This window comes from Stenotrophomonas sp. GbtcB23, assembly GCF_019091045.1.
Taxonomy (GTDB): domain Bacteria; phylum Pseudomonadota; class Gammaproteobacteria; order Xanthomonadales; family Xanthomonadaceae; genus Stenotrophomonas; species Stenotrophomonas rhizophila_A.
In genome coordinates this window covers 1-1,920 of the sequence record NZ_JAGXKC010000104.1, presented here as the reverse complement: position 1 = coordinate 1,920, position 1,920 = coordinate 1, and the positions used below count along the sequence as shown (strand labels likewise).

At 55.4% G+C, this 1,920-nt stretch carries 1 protein-coding gene; it reads right to left on the bottom strand.

The features are described from left to right. Window positions 1-1,396, bottom strand: a 1,396-nt coding sequence (locus KVS69_RS18155) for a site-specific integrase (protein WP_217539399.1), incomplete at its 3' end; no start/stop codon positions are given. Window positions 1,397-1,920 lie beyond the last annotated feature (524 nt).

Sequence of the window (1,920 nt, the reverse complement as noted above, 5' to 3'; positions counted from 1 at the left end):
ACGGATAGAGTTTAGCGTCCTTGCCAAGCTGCCTCGTGAACTGGCCGCGCTGATACTTGGGCAGCATCACCGGTGGGTTGTATCGTTGCAGAGCGGCCACTTGGCGCGTCCTTACCTCCGGGTTCTCAGTTGTTTGGTAGAGATTCAAGACAGGGAAGCGCTTGTTCTCCGAGTGACCAGTGATTGCGGCGATGTCTTCTTGGGGGACGAGGACATGCTTAAGCTTGGATGCAAGAGTGTGACGAAAGGCGTGGAACCCGACCTCCTTTCCGAAGCCAAGCTTCTTTAGGTAGGCACTGAACTGGATCACGAGGCCTTGGCTGTATCTAGCGCTGGTCTCACCCGAGGCTTCACACGTCCCGGCAGACAAGTTGGGGAACAATCGAGGGTGACCGCAGGCTTTGATATCTTCCACGAAGTCGATAAATCCAGCATCCAGCACCGCTTGGTGAATTGGGATGCGGCGTAGGGCCGAAGCACCTTTGACGGTCTGGCGTGTTTTGAAGTGCTCGTTATGCGCCAAGTCGTCGACTACCGTGAGTTGGATAGCGATACACCAAATACCGTCTTCATTGACGATGTCGTGGACCTTGAGTTGTGCGAGCTCGTTGACACGCGCGCCGCTGTAGAGAGCCAAGATGGGGATCCACCAGCGGTGGGGCCACTTCTTGGCCCAAGTGAGGAACGTCTCTGGCTCGAAGATCTTCTGAAGCTCGGACTCCTCCAAGAAGCGCTCGGCTTTCTTGCCACGTTTAGGGTCGATCACCAAGTTCTTTTTGATCTTCCCCATGGCCGCCATCGGGTTGCCGGGAATGGCGCGGGTGGCCACTAGGCGCAGGAAGAAGTTGTTCAGGCAAAGGTTGTGCTTACTGAGCGTGGCCTCTGACACCCCTTGCACTCCGTTTGCTTGCCCCAAGGCGATCACCTCGTCGACGGTCATCGCGCGAAGCTTCTCATCCTGGAGCAAAGCAGAGGGAGCCCATCGCAGGAGATCCCAGAAGCGCTCGACGTGTGTGTGGTCAATGCGCGAAACGGGTATATCGCCGCACGTCAGCAGCAGCAAGCTCAAGGTGCGGGTGTAGTCCTTGATGGTGGTGGACTTCAATCTGCGCCGCTGCTGATGCTTCGAGAAATCTCCAATCTCGATCGACAGAAGGCGGGCAGGGCTACCGGGTGGCAGCGGCTCGGAGTAGCGTGTGCCGTGCTTCCCGCTCCGAATGCGGGCGGTCTTGTTCAAGACAGTGTTGATAAGGTCCTGAGCGTTAAACGCTCCTTCGCGGTCGGAGATCGTCATCTTTCCGAACTTGACCCTGCCTATCTGAAGGCTGTCCAGAACCAAGCTGCCGCCCGGTGAGTCGATGTAGCTGCTTAGGATGTCGGTGGGGGACTGAGTCACTGCTTTGCTTCCATTGTTTACAATGGAAGTACAGATACGACGGGCTCTCCAAACGTCAATCCGAATTGAGCGGGTTTTTACTTCCTCAGGCAAACTCACTGGGCTATTACGTCGAGCCGTTCCCAGGTCGGCGGATCCGATCTCTTTCGTGCAATGAAACCTAAGCGCATCAAGGGTTTAACGGCGTAAGGTATCTGCCGTTTCATAGTCATAACCATACTGTTTAAAAATTCAGGGCCAGGAAAATCGCGATACTAGCTAACATAAAACTGAACGCAGCATAAATGGTGTGTGTGATTGTTAGCCTGTATTGACAGTAGAAGTGGGACGTAGCAGGTTAGTTCTGCCATTCCCTCTCACTGAAGGAGTCAAGCTATGTCGATTAAGCCCGGTCCGAAACCAATCGCTCCGTCTACTAGGGAGCCGGATAAGCGCCGACGGGACAACAAGGGCACCCCCGGAAATACGCCCGGTTTGAAGCCTCACGAGCAAAAGACCGGCAAGAGACTGGGGCGGGGCAGGTC